Genomic DNA, 16152 nt, shown 5'->3' with positions numbered 1-16152 from the left:
CTCACGGCGCAGCCCGCGCGTGTCGCGACCGTGCGGCCGATGCCGCGCGGCGTCGTCGGTCAGGGCCGGACGACGGGATGCTCGGGCGCGCTGACGTCGAATGTGACGGGCGTCGCCGGATCGGCCGCCGCGACGAGCGCCGACAGCACGTCGGCCTTGAGGTGCGCGTCGTCCGCGCTGCCCCACACCACCTGCTGGCCCGACGCGAGCGTCATCGTCACGTCGTCGCTCGTCGTCGCCGTGATCGAGGCGATCTGCGCGCGCAGCGCCGTCGGCATCGCCACGAGCGAGGCGGCGACCGCCGCGAACGCATCCGATCCCACCTCGACGTCGGCGAGACGCGGCAGCGGCGTGCCATCCGGCATCCCCAGCTGCACGCCCGCGGGATCGAGCATCATGTCCTGCCCGTCGACCGACGCGACGACGACGGGCTGCCGCTCGACGACGCGCACGACGATCGTGCCGGGCGGCACGACGTCGACGACGAACGACTCGAGGCCCGTGAAGCGCTCGAGGTCCTCGCGCACGCCCGTGTCCGTCACCGTCGCGATCGGCTGGCCCAGGTGCCCCGCGAGCGCGGCCTGCAGCGCGGTCGCCTCGAGCCGCTGCGTGCCCTGCACCTCGATCTCGCGCACCGCCATGAGCGGCGAGTGCACGAGCCCCACGAGCACGGCGAACGCCGCGACGAGCGCGCCGACGACGATGAGCGACCGCCGCGCTCGGCGTCGCGACGCGGCGGTGAACCGCCGCACCTCCGACCGCTCCGCCCGCTTGCGGTCGCGGTCGGCCTGCCGCGCGCGCGCCTGCGCCCTGCGCGCGTCGACGCGGTCGAGCCGCAGCTGCCGCAGCTCCGCCTCGCGCAGCAGCCGATCCGTGCGGCTCGCGTGCGACTCGCTGCGGCGGCGTCCACGGCCGCGCGTCACGATCGCGGCGTCGAGGTCCTCCGTCGCCGCGGCGGCGTCGACCGCCGCCGCGTCGTCGTCGACGGGCTCCGGCTCCCGAGCCGGCGTCGGCTCGGGCTCCCGCGGCGGCCGCGGCGGTCCGTCGAAGCCCTCCGGTCGCCTCACCCGTCGCCGTCCGTCGCCTCGAGCGACTCGAGCAGCTGCGGGATGATGCGGTACACGTCACCGCACGACAGCGTCATCACGAGGTCGCCGTCCTGCGCGATCTCGCCCACGCGGTCCGCCGCCGCCTGCCAGTCGGGCAGGAAGTCGACCTTCGCCTCGTCGTCGAACGCGTTCGACACGAGCGCGCCCGTGACGCCGGGGATGGGGTCCTCGCGCGCACCGTAGACGTCGAGCACGATCGTGTGGTCCGCGAGTCGCTCGTAGGCGGCGGCGAACTCCGTCGCCATGTCGCGCGTGCGCGAGTAGAGGTGCGGCTGGTGCACGGCGATGAGCCTGCCCCCGCCCAGCACCGTGCGGGCTCCGGCGAGCGCCGCCTCGACCTCGGCGGGGTGGTGGGCGTAGTCGTCGTACACGCGCACGCCACGACGCTCGCCGTGCGACTCGAAGCGCCTGCCCGTGCCCGCGAACCCCGAGAGCGCCTCGGCTGCGGCCGCCGGTGCGATGCCGAGCTGCAGCAGCACCGCGAAGGCGCCGGCGGCGTTGAGGGCGTTGTGGTGCCCCACGACGTCCATCGCGATCGCGTGCCGCTCCCCCGCGTGCTCGACGACGCAGCGGATGCCCGCGCCGGTCTCGACGTCGACGACGCGCACGTCGGCATCGTCGCGCTCGCCGAACGTCACGACGCGCTCGTGCTGCACGAGACCGCGCACGCGACGCGCGCCGGCGTCGTCGGACGAGATGACGACGGCCTCGGAGGCGGCGTCGGCGAACCGCGCGAAGGCCTCGTCGAACGCGCCCGGCGTGCCGTAGTGGTCGAGGTGGTCGGTGTCGACGTTCGTCACGAGCGCGACGGCGACGTCGTACAGCAGGAACGAGCCGTCGGACTCGTCGGCCTCGAGCACGAACAGGTCGCTGGGGCCGTGGCCGCTCGAGCCGCCGAGGCCGGCGATCGTGCCGCCGTTCACGTAGCTCGCCCCCGCATCCAGGCGATGCAGCGCCCACACGACCATGCCGGTCGAGGTCGTCTTGCCGTGCGCACCCGCGACGGCCACGAGCCGCTTGCCGCGCGCGAGCAGGTGCAGCGCCTGCGACCGGTGCAGCACGGGCACGCCACGCTCCTGCGCTGCGACGAGCTCGGGGTTCGTCGGCCACAGGGCGCTCGTCACGACGACGGCGTCGACGTCGTCGGGCAGGTTCGCGGCGTCGTGGCCCACCGACACCGTCGCGCCGTGCGCGACGAGCGCGTCGACGGTCGCGGACCCCGAGCGGTCGGACCCCGACACGCGCACGCCCTCGTCGAGCAGCATGTGCGCGATGCCCGACATGCCCGAGCCGCCGATGCCGATCATGTGCACGCGCTCTATGCCCTCGGGGATCGGCTGGGTCAGGTCGGGCTCGATCATCGGAGTGCTCCCATCGCCGTGTGCACCAGGTCGCACATGCGGTCGTCGCCGTCGGCGATCGCCGAGCCGCGCGTCGCCGCCGCCATCGCGTCGACCCGCTCGCGGTCGGCGAGCAGCGGCACGAGCGCATCCTCGACCCATCCCTGGGCGAGCAGCGCGTCGTCGACGAGCAGCGCGCCGCCCGCGGCGACCTGGTCGTGGGCATTGAGCGCCTGCTCGCCGTTGCCGAACGGCAGCGGCACGTAGACGGCGGGCAGCCCGACGGCCATGAGCTCGCTCACGGTCAGGCTGCCTGCGCGGCACACGACGAGATCGGCGGCCGCGTAGGCGAGGTGCATGCCGTCGAGGTACTCGACCGCGACGTAGTGCTCGACGGTGGCCGGCTCGAAGTCGGTCTGCCTGCCGCCGGAGAGATGCAGGATCTGCCAGCCGGCGGCGACGATCGCGGGCGCAGCGGCCACGATGGCGCGGTTGATCGACCGCGCGCCCTGCGACCCGCCCGTCACGAGCAGCGTCGGACGGTCGGCGTCGAGGCCGAGCGCGGCGCGCGCCTCGGCGCGCAGCGCTGCGCGGTCGAGCGTCGTGATCGAGCGACGCAGGGGCATCCCCACGATCGTGCCCTGCAGCGTCGTCGGCGCGTAGGTCAGCCCCACGTGGCTCGTCCACCGTGCGCCCAGGCGGTTCGCCATGCCCGGCCGCGCGTTGGCCTCGTGGATCGCGAGCGGCGTGCGCGCCAGGTGCGCGGCCCGGTACGCGGGTGCCGACGCGTACCCGCCGAAGCCCACGACGACGTCGACGTCGCGCTCGGCGATCAGCCGCCGCACGCGCGACACCGTCGGCGCCCACGACCGCGCGAAGCGCAGCGCCGCGGCGTCGGGCCGACGCGGGAAGGGCAGCTTCGGGATCGTCACGAGCTCGTAGCCCGCAGCGGGGACGAGCTCGCGCTCGAGTCCCTCCTGCGTGCCCAGCACGACGATGCGAGCGTCGGGCTCCCGCTCCCGCAGCCGATCGGCCGTCGCGAGCAGCGGATTCACATGGCCGGCGGTGCCGCCGCCGGCGAAGAGGTAGGACGACATCACGTCATAGTCTGACGCAGGCGCGCGTCGTGGCGCGCGAGCGACAGCACGATGCCGATCGCGAGGAGCGCGGCGACGAGCTGCGAGCCGCCTGCCGAGATGAGCGGCAACGGCACGCCGAGCACGGGCAGCAGGCCCAGCACGACGGCGATGTTCACGATCGCCTGGCCGACGAGCCACACGAGCACGCCACCCGTCACGATCCGCGTCATCGGCAGGGTCGCCTCGCGGATGATGCGCAGCAGCGCGACCGCGAGCACGACGAACAGCAGCAGCACGACGACGGCGCCGACGAGGCCGAGCTCCTCGCCGATGATCGCGAAGATGTAGTCGTTGTCGGCCTCGGCGAGCCACATCCACTTCGCGCGCGAGTTGCCGAGCCCCACGCCGAACAGGCCGCCGTTGGCCAGCGCCCACGTGCCGTGCAGCTGCTGCCAGCATCCGGCGTAGTAGTCGGTGTCGGTGTTCTGGCAGCCGACGATGAACGACTCGAGGCGGCGCACGCGCGAGTCGGCCGACAGCAGCACGGGCACGGCGGCGACGCCCGCCGCGATCGCGGGCAGCAGCAGGTGCCACCACTTCACGCCCGCGAAGAACATCGTGCCGAGCACGAGGATCGCGAGGATGATCACGGTGCCGAAGTCGTTGCCGCGCAGCACGAGCAGGATGAACGCGCCCGCGACGGGCGCGACGGGGATCCACGCGTGCAGGAACCTCCTGCCGAGGTCGTCCTTGAGCGTGAAGATCGCGGCGATCCACACGCACAGGGCGAGCTTGCCGACCTCGCCGGGCTGCAGCGTGAAGCCGGCGATCGACAGCCAGTTGCGATTGCCGTTGATGACGACGCCGAGCGGCGTGAAGACGACGAGCGCCTGCAGCGCGATCGCGAGCAGGATGCCCGGCCACGCGAGGCGGCGCCACCAGAGCGCCGGCATGCGGCTCGCGATGAGCATGAGCGGCACGCCCACGAGCGCGAAGAGGCCCTGGCGCTGGAAGGCGCCCAGCATGCTGCCGTACTCGGCACGGCTCTCGATCGCCGACGACGACAGCACCATGACGAGGCCGAAGACGACGAGGAAGATCGTCGTGCCCACGAGCAGCAGCTCGTTGCCCGTGATGGTCGGGAACAGTCGTCGCAGCCGGACGACCGCGCTGCTACCGCGGCCGCGGACCGCCGGGATCGGGGGTGCGTCCACCACCGTCGTGGCCATGGGCACCTCCATCTCGCTGCTGCTCGTCGCGCACCGCCTGCTGGAAGCGCAGGCCGCGGTCGGCGTAGCTCTCGAACTGATCCATCGATGCAGCCGCCGGGGCGAGCAGCACCGTGTCGCCGCTGGATGCGTGCGCCAGGGCAGCCGTGACGGCCGTCCGCATGACGTCTCCAGTGTCGGGCTCGTCGACCTCGACGAGCGGGATGCCGGGCGCGTGTCGTGCGAACGCGGCGACGACGGGCGCCCGATCGACGCCGATCACCACGGCGGCGCGCAGCCTGCCGACGTGGCGCTCGACGAGCGGTGCCACGTCGACGCCCTTCAGCAGGCCGCCGACGATCCACACGACCGAGCCGAACGCCTGCAGCGAGCCGTTGGCCGCGTGCGGGTTCGTGGCCTTCGAGTCGTCGACGAACCGCACGCCCGACACCTCGCCGACGAGCTCGGTGCGGTGGTGGTCGAGGCGGAACGAGCGGATGGCGTCGCGGATCGCGGTCGGCTCGACCCCGACGGCGCGCGCGAGGGCGGCGGCGGCGAGCACGTTCTGCGCCATGTGGGGCGTCGCGAGCCCCGCGACCTCGAGGTCATCGAGCGTCGCGAGCTCGAGCGCCTGCGATCGGCGGTCGTCGAGGAAGGCGCGGTCGGCGACGATGCCCTCGACGATGCCGAGCTCCGAGAGCCCGGGCATGCCGAGGCCGAAGCCGATGGCGCGGCAGCCCTCGACGACCTCGGCCTCCTCGACCATCGTCATCGTGGCGGGGTCGGCGACGTTGTAGACGGCGGCGACGCGCGCGTTGCGGTACACCTTGGCCTTGGCGTCGCGGTACGCCTGCGCGCCGCCGTGCCAGTCGAGGTGGTCGTCGTCGAGGTTGAGGCAGACGGCGGAGTGCGGCCACACCTCGCCGAGCGCGTGCAGCTGGAACGACGAGAGCTCGACGACGAGCACGTCGAAGCCCTGCGGGTCGCGCACGGCATCGAGCACGGGCGTGCCGATGTTGCCGACGGGGGCGACGCGCAGGCCGCCCGCCTGCAGCATGTGCGCGGCGAGCTGCGTCGTCGTGGTCTTGCCGTTCGTGCCGGTCACCAGCAGCCACTCGGCAGCGCGCACCTTGTCGCGCACGCGCCACGCCAGCTCGACGTCGCCCCACACGGTCTGCCCGCGCTCGACGGCGCCCGTGAGCCACGGATGCGTGGGACGTAGGCCGGGCGAGGCGATGACGAGCTCGGCGTCGGCGAGCGCCTGCGGCGTCTCGGACGCGTCGGCGACGACCGCCTCGACGCCGAGCACCGCGAGGATGCGCTCGCGTTCGGCGTCGCCGCGCTCGGCGACGACGCTCACGTGGGCGCCGAGCTCGACGAGGGTGTCCGCTGCCGCGAATCCCGTGACGCCGAGGCCGAGCACGACGGCACGGACGCCCGACCAGTCGTCGTGCCAGCTCGTCAGCGTCGAGAGGTCGCGGGTGCCGGCGTCACGGGGCAGGGTGGATCACCCAATCGAGGTAGAAGAGGCCGACGGCCGCGGCCACGAACAGACCCGAGACGATCCAGAACCGCACGACGATGCGGATCTCCGCCCATCCCTTGAGCTCGAAGTGGTGGTGCAGCGGGCTCATGAGGAAGATGCGCCTGCCGCGAGTCAGCTTGAAGTAGATGCGCTGCAGGATGACGCTGCCGGTGACGACGAGCGGCAGGCCCGCGATGAGCACGAGGAGCAGCTGCGTGTGCGTGAGGATCGCGAGGCCCGCGAGGGCGCCGCCGAGGCCGAGCGAGCCGACGTCGCCCATGAAGAGCTGCGCGGGGCTCGTGTTGTACCAGAGGAAGCCGATGAGCGCTGCGGCGAGGCAGGCGGCGACGACCGCGAGGTCGAGGGGCGCCTGCACCGGGTAGCAGCGGTAGAGGTCGGCGTCGACGGCGCCTCCGGGGCGCACGGCGTCGGCGATGCCGCCGAGGCACGCCTGGCCGTTCTGCCAGAAGCCGATGAGCACGAACGCCGAGGCCGAGAAGATCGTCGAGCCGGTCGCGAGGCCGTCGAGCCCGTCGAGCACGTTCACGGCGTTCGACGTCGCCACGATGATGAAGACGAACCAGAGCACCGCGAGGCCGATGCCCACGACGAGGCCGAGGCGCGTGAGGTCGAGCCACTCGATGTCGCGGACCGCGGAGATCGCGGTCGACGCCGGCGTCTGCCCGTACTGGTCGGGCAGCTGCAGCGCGAGCACGGCGAAGACGATGCCCACCGCCACCTGGCCGGCGATCTTCGCCCAGCCGCCGAGTCCGAGCGACTGCCGCTTGCGCACCTTGAGGTAGTCGTCGACGAAGCCCACGGCGCCGAGGCCGACCATGAGCAGCAGCACGAGCAGCGCGGGCGCGGTCGGCAGGTTGACGACGCCGTCGAGCGAGCCGACGAGCTTGCCGCCGAAGTAGCCCACGATCGTCGCGACGATGAAGACGAGCCCGCCCATCTGGGGCGTGCCGCGCTTCGTGTGGTGCGACTGCGGTCCGTCGGCGCGGATGAACTGGCCCCACCCGAGACGGGTCGCGAGCCGCGCGTAGAGCGGCGTCACGGCGAGCGCGAACACGAGCGAGATGGCAGCGGAGACGAGCAGCACGATCATGCGACGCCTCCGATCGCGTCGCCGAGGTCCTTGAGCCCCGCCGACAGCGACGACTTCACGAGCACGACGTCGCCGGGCTCGAGGGTCGCGCGCAGCAGCGCGAGCGCCTGCTCCTGCGTCTCGACGTAGGTGGTCTCCTGGCCGAACGACGACTCGTGCTCGGCGGCGTCGTGCACGGCCTTCGCGCCCTCGCCGACGACGACGAGGCGCTCGATGCCGAGCCGCACGACGAGGCGCCCGACGCGGTCGTGCTCCTCGACCTGGGTCTCCCCCAGCTCGGTCATCGCGCCGATGACGGCGACCGAGCGGGCGCCGGACGTGCGCGAGACGTGCGCGAGCGTGCGCAGCGCCGCCGCCATCGAGTCGGGGCTCGCGTTGTACGAGTCGTTGATCACGACGACGCCCGTCTCGGGGCGCAGCAGCTCCATGCGCCACCGCTCCGCGCGCACCATCGACTCGAGCGCGGCGATGGCGTCGGGGATCGCGACGCCGAGCTCGTCGGCGACCGACAGCGCCGCGAGGGCGTTCATGACGTGGTGCTCGCCGAGGATGCGCAGGGTCATGGGCCACGCGTCGGCGCCGCGGTGGATCGTCGCCGAGGTGCCGTCGATCGACGAGACGATGCCCGATGCCCACACGGTGTCGGGCGCGGCGTCGGCGCCCGCGTCGAGGCCGAACCAGCGCACGCGCGCCTCGGTGCGGTCGGCCATCCACGCCACTCGGTCGTCGTCGCGGTTGAGCACGGCGACGGCCGTGTCCGGCAGGTCGCGCACGATCTCGTGCTTGGCGCGCTGCGTGCGCTCGACGCCGCCGAACTCGCCGGCGTGCGCGAGGCCCACCTTGAGCACGACGGAGACGTCGGGCATGGCGAGGCGCACGAGCGAGGCGATGTCGCCCTCGCGGCTCGCGCCGAGCTCGAGCACGAGGAAGCGCGTCGACGACGTCGCGCGCAGCATCGTCATGGGCGCGCCGACCTCGTTGTTGAACGACTTCACTGGGCTCACGGTCTCGCCATGGCGCTCGAGGATCGCCTGCAGCATGTTCTTCGTCGTCGTCTTGCCGTTGGAGCCCGTGATGCCCACGACGGTGCAGTGCTCGCGCACCGCGGCGACGACGTGGGCGGCGAGGGCCTGCAGCGCGGCGAGGCCCGAGTCGACGACGACGTGCGGCACGTCGTCGTCGATGGCTCGCTCGCACACGACGAGCGCAGCCCCGGCCGCGACGGCGGTGCCGACGAACCGGTGGCCGTCGGTGACCTCCCCCGGCATGGCGACGAAGACGTCGCCGGGCTCGACGAGTCGCGAGTCGGTCTGCACCGAGCCCGTGACGAGCGCGTCGTCGCCGACGAGCACGCCTCCGACGGCGCGCGCGATGACGGATGCCTGCAGCGCGATCACTCGGACCAGCCGGCCTCGTGCAGCGCGAGCACGGCCTCGTCGCGGGCGACGAAGGGCTCGCGCACGCCGCGCACGTCGCGGTAGTCGGCGTCGCCGGGGCCCGCCCACAGGATCGTGTCGCCGGGGCCGGCGATCGTGACTGCCAGGCGGATGGCGTCCTCCTCGGGGCTCACCTCGTGCACGCGTGCGGGGTCGACCGCGCGCGCTCCCTCGAGGATCTGCGCGCGGATGCTCGCGGCATCCTCGGTGCGCGGGTTGAAGTCGGTGACGACGAGCTCGTCGGCGTACGTGACGCCGATGCGGCCCATCTCGGCGCGCTTCGTGGCGTCGCGGTCGCCGTCGGCGCCGAAGACGAAGACGAGGCGGCCGGGCGTGACGCGGCGCAGCGCCTCGAGCGTCGCCTGGAACGCGTCGGGGCTGTGGCCGTAGTCGACGAAGAGCGCAGGCCCGCGGTCGCCCGAGACGCGCTCCATGCGGCCGGGCAGCGTCGAGCGCACGCCGCGCGCGACGGACTCGGCGAGGGCGTCGAGCTCGAAGCCGTCCTCGACGAGCATGAGGATCGCGATGGCGGCGTCGACGGCGAGGTGCCTGCCGATGAACGGGATGTCGACCTCGATCGTGCGCTCGCGGCCCACGAGGGCGAAGCGCGTGCCGTCGACGCGCTCGTCGAGCACCTCGACGCGCCAGTCGGCCTCGGCGTCGGTCGACGAGACGGTCGTGACGGGGATGCGGGTCTCCTCGGCGACGCGCCTGCCCCACTCGGAGTCGACGCACACGACGCCGCGCTCGGCGCGGTCGGGCGTGAACAGCTCGAGCTTGACGGCGAAGTACGCCTCCATCGAGCCGTAGTCGTCGAGATGGTCGTGGCTGAGGTTCGTGAACGACACGACGTCGAACTCGACGCCGTCGATGCGGTGGCGCTCGATGGCCTGCGCGCTCACCTCGAGCACGGCGGCGCGCACGCCCGCCTCGCGCATGCGGGCGAGCAGCGCGTGCAGCTCGCTCGCCTCGGGCGTCGTGAGCTTCGACGTGACGATCTCGTCGCCGACGTGGCGCTCGGCCGTCGTCGACAGGCCCGTGACGAAGCCGAGGTCGGCGAGCAGGCCCTCGAGCATGAACGCCGTCGACGTCTTGCCGTTCGTGCCGGTGATGCCGTAGAGCTTCGGCGGGTCCTCGCGGGTGCGGTAGACCCATGCGGCGATCTCGCCGAGCGCGGCACGCGGCTCGTCGAGCACGATGATCGGCGCGTCGACGCCCGCGACGGCGGCGCCGGCGGCGCCGGCGGCGTCCGTGACGACCGCGACGGCGCCACGGGCGACGGCGTCGGCGGCGAACTCGGCGCCGTGCCTGCGCAGGCCCGGCAGCGCGGCGAAGATGTCGCCTGGCCGCACGTCCTGCGATGCGTTCGTGATCCCCGTGACCTCGACGCCATCCGCGTCGCCCACCGTCTCGAGCGTGAACTCGTCGACGAGAGCGCTCAGCGGCCTGGGCGTCGGATGCTCGGGCCTCAGGATCGGCGGGACGACTCCCTCCACCGTTCCCCCGTCCATGTCAGTCGTTCCATTCGAGCGGCAGGTCAGGCGCCTGCGAGGTGCTCGGCGGGATGTCGTACTCCCGGATCAGGAGACTCACCATATCGTGGAACAGCGGGATGGCTGCCGCGCTCGTCCGCTCCGTCTGCGGCAGGTCGAGCTGCACGTAGACGACGAACTGCGGGTCGTCCGCGGGGAAGACGCCGGCCGTCGTCACGATGCGCTGCACCGGGTCGTAGCCGACCGACGGGTCGAGCACGACCTCGGCCGTGCCGGTCTTCGCGGCGACGCGGTAGCCCGGGATCGGGAACTGCACGGCGCCGTAGTCGGTGACGACGTGCTCCATCATGCCGAGCAGCGTGTCGGCGGTGTCCTCGCCGATCACGCGCGTGTCGTCCCCCTGCTCGGGCGACACGACGGTGCCGTCGGCGAGCGTGCACGAGTCGACGAGCTGCAGGTCGGAGTGCACGCCGCCGTTCGCGATCGTCTGGTACGCGCCGACCATCTGCATCGGCGTGACCTGGATGCCCTGGCCGAACAGCACGTTGAGCTGCGTCTGGGCATCGAGGCCCGACGGGTCGCTCGCGAGGGGGAAGGTCGACTCGCCGGGGAAGCCGACGGTCTCGGCACCGAAGCCGAAGCCGGCGAGGTAGTCGAAGTAGTCGTCGCGGCTCATGCCCTGCGCGAGGTCGACCATGCCGACGTTCGACGAGTTCACGAGGATGCCCGTCGCGGTCCACTGCATGTCGGGGTGCGAGTGCGCATCCGACACGCGCACGGGCCCGTCGGGGTCGTAGCGCCACGGCACGGTGCGCTCGGTGCCAGGGTCGACGAGGCCGAGGTCGAGCATCGCCGCCATCGCCATGGTCTTGAAGATCGAGCCGGGCTCGAGGCCCTGCGTGAACGCGAAGGAGCCGTAGTCGGAGGCTGCGGTCGCGGCGGGGTCGTTGGGGTCGACCGTCGGCGTCTGCGCGACGGCGACGAGCGAGCCGTCGGTGCGGGCGACGATGACGTTGGCCGACTGCGCCTGGTACTGCTGCCGGTACTGCTCGGCGAGCTGCTGCGCCTGGAACTGCACGTCGGCGTCGATCGTGAGCTGCAGGGTGCCGCCGTCGGCCGACTGCTCGGTGACGACGGTGCTGCCGGGGATGGGCGTGCCGTCGGCGCCGCGCTCGAAGGTCTGCTCGCCCGGCTCGGGCGCGAGGCACGACTGGTCCTGCGTCATCTCGAGGCCCGCGAGCGGACCGTCGGTGCCCATGAAGCCCACGAGGTTGCCCGCGACGGCCCCCGCCGGGTAGACGCGCTGCGGGTTCGAGCGCAGCGTGACGAAGCCGATCGGCAGCTCCTGCTGCAGGTCGCGCATCTGCTGGTACTGCGTGCCGTCGAGGCCCGTGTCGAGCACGAGGTAGTCGGACTCGGGGTTGGCGAGCAGCGCGGCGTCGACCGCCGCCTGGTAGACGAGCGGGTCCTCGCCCGTGATCGCCGCGAGCCGCTCGAAGATCTCGCCGCCCGTCACGACCTCGCCGGCCTCGAGGCCGTCGCGCTCCGTGAGGTCGTGCACGAACTGCGGCGAGATCGTGAGGTCCCAGCGGTCGACGGTGCCTGCGAGCACGGTGCCGTTCGCGTCGACGATGTCGCCGCGCGTGCCGTGGATGGGTGCCGTCGCACCGACGCGCCCCGACGCCTCGGCGTTGAGCGCCTCGGCACGCACGAGCTGGATGTCGACGAGCCGCACGACGCACGCGCCGACCAAGGCGACGACCACGATGCCGGTGAGGATCGATCGCACACGGGTCATGCGCCTGCTGCGCTCGTTCGTCGGCACGGCTCCCCTTCCTCGCGACAGCCTGTCGACCATCCGGCTGCGACGGTATCGGCGGTCAGCCGCCGACGCCGGGTGCCACGCCCTCGGCGGGCAGAAGCATGCCGGGATACGGCTCGGGCTCGACCGGCTCCTGGACGACGGGCGCCTGCGGCGCGGGCGTCGACGACTGCAGCAGCTCGTTGCCGACCAGCAGGTTCCCGTTCGTGGCGATGCTCGGCTGCTGCATGTGCAGCGCGTCCGGACCGCCGAGCACCGCGCCCGACGACAGCTGCAGGAACTGGCTCGCCTGCCCCTGCACCATGCCGAGCGACTCGGCCGCGGTCGCGACCTGCTGGGGCGACTCGAGCGTGTCGAGCTGCTCCTGCAGCGTCTGCTGCTCGCGGCTCAGCTGCGCCGACGACGCCTCCAGGCCCGCGATCTCGTACGCGCCCTCGCCGAGCGCCATCGAGAGGCCCAGCTGGCCGAGGATGATCGCACCGAGGCCCGCGAGCGCGACGACGCCGTGCACGACGCTCGGCGCGCGGCGCACCGTGGGCCGCGGCAGCGCGACGAGGCGACGGCGTCGCTCGGACTCACGCTCGGGACTGCGTCCCGGTGCCCGCTCGGGCAGCGTGTGGAGGCTCTCCAGCGCGCTCATGCTCCTCCTTCGATGCGCTCGGCGGCTCGCAGCCGCACGGGGATGGATCTGGGGTTCCTGGCTCGCTCGTCGTCGTCGGCGAGCTCGGCGCCGCGCAGCAGGAGGCGGTACGGCGCCGCATGCTCGGGCAGTGCCGCCGGCACGCCGAGCGGCGTGCGATCGGTCGTGGCCTCGCGCAGCGCGGACTTCACGATCCGGTCCTCGAGCGACTGGTAGGCCATGACGACGATGCGTCCGCCGGGCTCGAGCGCGTCGAGCGCGGCGGGGATCGCCCGCTCGAGCACGCCGAGCTCGTCGTTCACGACGATCCGCAGCGCCTGGAAGACGCGCTTGGCGACGTGGCCGGGCTTGCGCGCAGCCGCGGGGGTCGCACGGTCGAGGATGTCGACGAGCCGCGAGCTCATGACGATGGGCTCCTGCTGGCGCTCGCGCACGATCGCGCGGGCGTATCGGCCGGCGAGCCGCTCGTCGCCGTACCGCTGCATGATGCGGGCGAGCTCGCGCTCGTCGAGCGTCGCGAGCAGGTCGGCGGCCGTCGGCCCCTCCTGCCCCATGCGCATGTCGAGCGGCGCGTCCTTCGCGTAGGCGAACCCGCGGTCGGCGTCGTCGAGCTGCAGGCTCGAGACGCCCAGGTCGAAGAGGATGCCGTCGAGCCGGTCGACGCCGGCGTCGGCGAGCGACTCCTCGAGCTCGTCGTAGACGTGGCGCACGATGCGCACGCGGTCGCCGAAGCGCGCGAGACGCTCGCCTGCGAGTCGGATGGCGTCGGGGTCGCGGTCGATGCCGACGAGGGTCATGCCGGGGTGGCGCTCGAGCAGCTGCTCGGCGTGCCCGCCCATGCCGAGCGTCGCGTCGGCGACGACGGCGCCGTCGCGCGACGCGGCGGGTGCGAGCAGCTCGAGGCAGCGCTCGAGCATGACGGGGGTGTGGAGGGAGCTGGCGTCCATGATGTGCGGGCCTGATCCGGATCCCGGATCCTCATCCGCGGTCGTGCCACCGGGGAAGGTGCAGCACGGCCTCGGCTGAGGGTCGAGGACTCGGTCAGAAGATGCCCGGGATCACCTCCTCCGTGGTGCTCGAGAAGTCGGCCTCCTTGGCCGAGTAGTAGTCGTTCCAGGCGTCGGTGGCCCAGATCTCCGCGCGGTCGCCGACGCCGATGACGGTGAGGTCGCGCTCGAGCCCCGCGTACTCGCGCAGCGAGGTCGGGATCGTGATGCGGTGCTGGCTGTCGGGCGACTCGCTCGACGCGCCGGAGAGGAACAGGCGCAGGAAGTCGCGGGCGCCGGCGCTCGTGAGCGGCGCCTGCCGGATGCGCTCGTGCACCTTCTGGAACTCGACGGCCGAGAACACGTAGATGCAGCGCTCCTGGCCGCGCGTCAGCACGATGCCCGACTCGAGGTCCTGGCGGAACTTCGCGGGGAGGATGACGCGGCCCTTGTCGTCGAGCTTGGGGGCGTGGGTGCCGAGGAACACTGCGCCCCCTCTCCATCCGGCCAGTGGTTGGGACGTGCGTCCTGCACGTTCCTCCACACTACTCCACTTTCATCCACCAAGAGCGGAGATTCGCTCGAATATGGCGCAACTTCCCAGGAAAGGCACGGTGGAGCGCGGTGGAGGACGCTCGCGCGTCGCACGGCATGACGATGCCCCGAGCCCGCGGATGCGGGCTCGGGGCGGATGCCGTGGAGGGTCGTGGAGGGCGGCGGCACGGCGGACACGCAGAAGGCCGGCCCCGCGGGGCCGGCCTTCTGGAAGCTGATGTGGAGCGGAGTGGAGGCTCCGCGCGCGCTACTGCTGCTGGCGCTTGTCCCACTCGTCGCTCAGGCGCTCCATGAGCGAGGAGCGCGTGCGCGCCTTGGGCGCGGCGCCGCCCTTGGGAGCGTCGCCCGACTCCGTCTCGTCCGCCTCTGCGGGGCGCGAGGCGGTGAGCGCGAGCATCGCACCACCGACGGCGAGGCCGAAGCCCGCGACGCCGATGAGGGCGAACTGCACGACCACGCCGATCACGACGACGGCGAGTCCGGCCGCGACGAGCGCGATGCCGAGGGCGACGCGCGTGTAGTTCACGGTGCGAGGACCCGACGACGTCGACACGATGTCGGCCTCGTGCTTGTAGAGGTTGCGCTCCATCTCGTCGAGAAGGCGCTGCTCCTGCTCGCTCAGTGGCATGTGATCCCCCAGGGCTCCCGGGATGTCGGTGTTCCCGGACGAGTCAGTGTACGCCCTGGGACTGTCACTAGGCTATGGATGTGTCGCCCGGCTCCCGCTTCCCCACGGCGGTCGACGACCGCATCCGCGAGTTCCTCGTCGAGCGGCGCTCGGCCGCTGCAGCGATCTCCGCGGATCTCTCGCCCATCTTCGACGCCGTCGAGGCGCTCACGACCGGCGGCAAGCGCATGCGCGCGGGCTTCCTGCACTGGGGATGGCACGCCGTGGCCGCGGCGCGACCCGACGCGAGCCACACGACCGGCAGCCCGTCGGACCCCGAATGGGAGGCGATCGTCTCGATGGCCGCCGCCGTCGAGGTCTTCCACGCCGCCGCGCTCGTGCACGACGACGTCATGGACTCGTCCGACACGCGTCGCGGCGCCCCCAGCGTGCACCGCAGGCTCGAGGCCGTGCACCGCGGCGGCGAGTGGCGCGGCCGCGCGGACGCGTTCGGCATCAACGGCGCGATCCTCGTCGGCGACCTGCTGCTGGGCTGGGCCGACGACCTCGCGCGCGCCGGCGCGGGCGCGCTCGTCCCCGATCGCCGCGACGCCGCCATGCAGGTGTTCTCGACCATGCGCGAGGAGGTCGGCCTCGGCCAGTTCCTCGACGTGCTCGAGGAGGCCGCATGGGTGCGGCAGGAGCCGCAGAGCCTCCTGCAGCGCGCGCACACGGTCGCGGTCTACAAGTCGGCGAAGTACTCGGTCGAGGCGCCGCTGCTCATGGGCGCCACGATGGCGGGCGGCAGCGCGCAGCAGCTCGAGGCGCTGAGCGGCTACGGCGTTCCGGTCGGCACCGCGTTCCAGATGCGCGACGACATCCTCGGCGTCTTCGGCGATCCCACCGTCACGGGCAAGCCCGCAGGCGACGACCTGCGCGAGGGCAAGCGCACCGTGCTCGTCGAGCTCGCGCGCCGCGAGATGGCGCCCGGCCCGCGCACGACGCTCGACGAGCTGCTCGGCGACCCCGAGCTCGAGCCCGCGCAGATCCAGATGCTGCAGCGCACGATTGCGGACGCCGGCGCGCTCGAGCGCCTCGAGGGCATGATCGACCGCGCGGTCGGCAGCGCGCTCGAGGCCCTGCGCGATGCCGAGCTCTCGCGCGGCGCCGTGCTCGAGCTCGAGCGCCTCGCGGCGGCGGCTGCGAACCGCGACAGCTAGCGCGCCCTCGCCGAGGGCTCG

Annotated in this window: 14 protein-coding genes; 1 reads left to right on the top strand and 13 read right to left on the bottom strand. The window is 72.9% G+C overall.

Annotated elements, in window-relative coordinates:
* Positions 1-59: 59 nt before the first annotated feature.
* The 13 genes from FS793_RS00540 to FS793_RS00480 all read right to left on the bottom strand — a co-directional run bounded on the left by FS793_RS00540 (position 60) and on the right by FS793_RS00480 (position 14932).
* Positions 60-1067: an FtsQ-type POTRA domain-containing protein gene (locus tag FS793_RS00540; protein ID WP_144717525.1), complete on the bottom strand. Its 1008-nt coding sequence runs from the start codon at positions 1065-1067 to the stop codon at positions 60-62.
* Positions 1064-2470: a UDP-N-acetylmuramate--L-alanine ligase gene (murC, locus tag FS793_RS00535; RefSeq protein ID WP_144717523.1), complete on the bottom strand. Its 1407-nt coding sequence runs from the start codon at positions 2468-2470 to the stop codon at positions 1064-1066. Before murC ends, FS793_RS00540 begins: the two co-directional genes overlap by 4 nt.
* Positions 2467-3546 (bottom strand): UDP-N-acetylglucosamine--N-acetylmuramyl-(pentapeptide) pyrophosphoryl-undecaprenol N-acetylglucosamine transferase, encoded by a 1080-nt coding sequence (locus FS793_RS00530; protein ID WP_144717521.1) that lies wholly within the window; start codon positions 3544-3546, stop codon positions 2467-2469. The genes murC and FS793_RS00530 overlap by 4 nt, the downstream gene beginning before the upstream one ends.
* The gene (ftsW, locus tag FS793_RS00525; protein WP_186329252.1) at positions 3546-4757 is read right to left on the bottom strand and encodes a putative lipid II flippase FtsW; all 1212 of its coding nucleotides are present in this window, start codon (positions 4755-4757) and stop codon (positions 3546-3548) included. Before ftsW ends, FS793_RS00530 begins: the two co-directional genes overlap by 1 nt.
* Positions 4702-6237, bottom strand: coding sequence for a UDP-N-acetylmuramoyl-L-alanine--D-glutamate ligase (gene murD, locus FS793_RS00520; protein ID WP_144717518.1), 1536 nt, complete (start codon positions 6235-6237; stop codon positions 4702-4704). The genes ftsW and murD overlap by 56 nt, the downstream gene beginning before the upstream one ends.
* Positions 6227-7372 (bottom strand): phospho-N-acetylmuramoyl-pentapeptide-transferase, encoded by a 1146-nt coding sequence (mraY, locus tag FS793_RS00515; RefSeq protein ID WP_144717517.1) that lies wholly within the window; start codon positions 7370-7372, stop codon positions 6227-6229. The genes murD and mraY overlap by 11 nt, the downstream gene beginning before the upstream one ends.
* Complete coding sequence (locus FS793_RS00510) at positions 7369-8769, bottom strand: UDP-N-acetylmuramoyl-tripeptide--D-alanyl-D-alanine ligase (protein WP_144717515.1); 1401 nt, start codon at positions 8767-8769, stop codon at positions 7369-7371. Before FS793_RS00510 ends, mraY begins: the two co-directional genes overlap by 4 nt.
* Positions 8766-10304 (bottom strand): Mur ligase family protein, encoded by a 1539-nt coding sequence (locus FS793_RS00505; protein ID WP_260979950.1) that lies wholly within the window; start codon positions 10302-10304, stop codon positions 8766-8768. Before FS793_RS00505 ends, FS793_RS00510 begins: the two co-directional genes overlap by 4 nt.
* Before the next feature lie 16 nt (positions 10305-10320).
* Positions 10321-12099, bottom strand: coding sequence for a peptidoglycan D,D-transpeptidase FtsI family protein (locus FS793_RS00500; RefSeq protein ID WP_186329251.1), 1779 nt, complete (start codon positions 12097-12099; stop codon positions 10321-10323).
* An 82-nt stretch (positions 12100-12181) separates the two neighbouring features.
* On the bottom strand, positions 12182-12763 hold the full coding sequence (locus FS793_RS00495) for a hypothetical protein (protein ID WP_144717509.1): 582 nt from the start codon (positions 12761-12763) through the stop codon (positions 12182-12184).
* On the bottom strand, positions 12760-13710 hold the full coding sequence (rsmH, locus tag FS793_RS00490; RefSeq protein WP_144717507.1) for a 16S rRNA (cytosine(1402)-N(4))-methyltransferase RsmH: 951 nt from the start codon (positions 13708-13710) through the stop codon (positions 12760-12762). Before rsmH ends, FS793_RS00495 begins: the two co-directional genes overlap by 4 nt.
* Before the next feature lie 94 nt (positions 13711-13804).
* Complete coding sequence (gene mraZ / locus FS793_RS00485; protein WP_144717505.1) at positions 13805-14236, bottom strand: division/cell wall cluster transcriptional repressor MraZ; 432 nt, start codon at positions 14234-14236, stop codon at positions 13805-13807.
* Positions 14237-14551: 315 nt separating this feature from the next.
* The gene (locus FS793_RS00480) at positions 14552-14932 is read right to left on the bottom strand and encodes a DUF3040 domain-containing protein (RefSeq protein WP_144717503.1); all 381 of its coding nucleotides are present in this window, start codon (positions 14930-14932) and stop codon (positions 14552-14554) included.
* 80 nt (positions 14933-15012) lie between these two features.
* On the opposite strand from FS793_RS00480, the gene FS793_RS00475 reads away from it, so the two are divergent.
* Entirely contained in the window at positions 15013-16131 is a 1119-nt protein-coding gene (locus tag FS793_RS00475; protein WP_260979949.1) for a polyprenyl synthetase family protein, read from the top strand.
* Positions 16132-16152: the final 21 nt, after the last annotated feature.

The organism is Agrococcus jejuensis (assembly GCF_007679035.1).
Taxonomy (GTDB): domain Bacteria; phylum Actinomycetota; class Actinomycetes; order Actinomycetales; family Microbacteriaceae; genus Agrococcus; species Agrococcus jejuensis_A.
This window is presented reverse-complemented; position numbering and strand designations above follow the sequence as displayed.

Excerpts from the sequence above, each read along its gene's own strand:
- murC (WP_144717523.1), bottom strand. The coding sequence starts at position 2,470 with ATGATCGAGCCCGACCTGACCCAGCCGATCCCCGAGGGCATAGAGCGC.
- FS793_RS00530 (WP_144717521.1), bottom strand. The coding sequence starts at position 3,546 with ATGTCGTCCTACCTCTTCGCCGGCGGCGGCACCGCCGGCCATGTGAAT.
- ftsW (WP_186329252.1), bottom strand. The coding sequence starts at position 4,757 with ATGGCCACGACGGTGGTGGACGCACCCCCGATCCCGGCGGTCCGCGGC.
- mraY (WP_144717517.1), bottom strand. The coding sequence starts at position 7,372 with ATGATCGTGCTGCTCGTCTCCGCTGCCATCTCGCTCGTGTTCGCGCTC.
- FS793_RS00500 (WP_186329251.1), bottom strand. The coding sequence starts at position 12,099 with ATGACCCGTGTGCGATCGATCCTCACCGGCATCGTGGTCGTCGCCTTG.
- FS793_RS00495 (WP_144717509.1), bottom strand. The coding sequence starts at position 12,763 with ATGAGCGCGCTGGAGAGCCTCCACACGCTGCCCGAGCGGGCACCGGGA.
- rsmH (WP_144717507.1), bottom strand. The coding sequence starts at position 13,710 with ATGGACGCCAGCTCCCTCCACACCCCCGTCATGCTCGAGCGCTGCCTC.
- FS793_RS00480 (WP_144717503.1), bottom strand. The coding sequence starts at position 14,932 with ATGCCACTGAGCGAGCAGGAGCAGCGCCTTCTCGACGAGATGGAGCGC.